Source organism: Bartonella sp. AU18XJBT (assembly GCF_028618595.1).
Classification (GTDB): domain Bacteria; phylum Pseudomonadota; class Alphaproteobacteria; order Rhizobiales; family Rhizobiaceae; genus Bartonella.
In genome coordinates, this window is record NZ_JAQITE010000152.1 from 1 (window position 1) to 772 (window position 772).

Consider the following 772-nt stretch of genomic DNA (forward strand, 5'->3'; position numbering starts at 1 on the left):
CTCCTTCTGCACCTGTTGAACCAAAGCCTTCTACATCTTCTGACTCTTTAGATTCTTCGTCTCATCTTCCTATATCGCTTGATGTTCAGTCGAATCTCCAAATTAGAGCTGTTGTTCCGCAAGTGCCAACTTATCTTCTTTTGCCAAATGCTTTATTTCATGCTGGTTTAGTGGATATGATCACGCAAAATAAGATGTTAGAGACAACGCGGAATGCTTTTCATTCCTCTTGGAAAGATGATGAAAAGACGGTCTTTTTTCTGCATGCTTACGGTGGTAGCCATCATTATACTTCCAATTTATCTGCTTTTGAATATGGCTATGGCGCTGAGCTCGATTATAATGCATTCGAAGCAGGTGTTTTGTTAAACGAGATTGAGAATTTATACAGTCGTACATTCTTTGGGGCTTTGGGGAACTATGGAAATCTTTCTCTAACCCCTCAGGATGTTAAACAAAGTAGAAAAAGCGCATTTGATAAATGGTCTGTTGCTGCCTATGGAAGTTTCCAGCATGATACGGGTTTTTATATAGACGGGGTGTTATCGTATGGACTTTTTAAGGGAGATGTTTTGACCCTAGCACGGGGTAAGATTGTGGCGTTAAAGGGAAAACAGTTTAGTGGTTCTTTAACAAGTGGCAAAACGTTTGCAACAAGGTATAAAGGTGTTGTTTTTGATCCGCAGATTCAGATTGTTTATCAACATCTTCAGTTTAATCCGGCATGTGATGTTGATAATCTTGATGTTGATTTAGGAAAATTTCATCAATG

The 772-nt window shown here is 39.0% G+C and carries 1 protein-coding gene; it reads left to right on the forward strand.

The window, feature by feature from the left end:
- A partial coding sequence (locus PVV60_RS10645) for an autotransporter outer membrane beta-barrel domain-containing protein (RefSeq protein ID WP_273724690.1) occupies nt 1–772 on the forward strand: 772 nt, incomplete at both ends.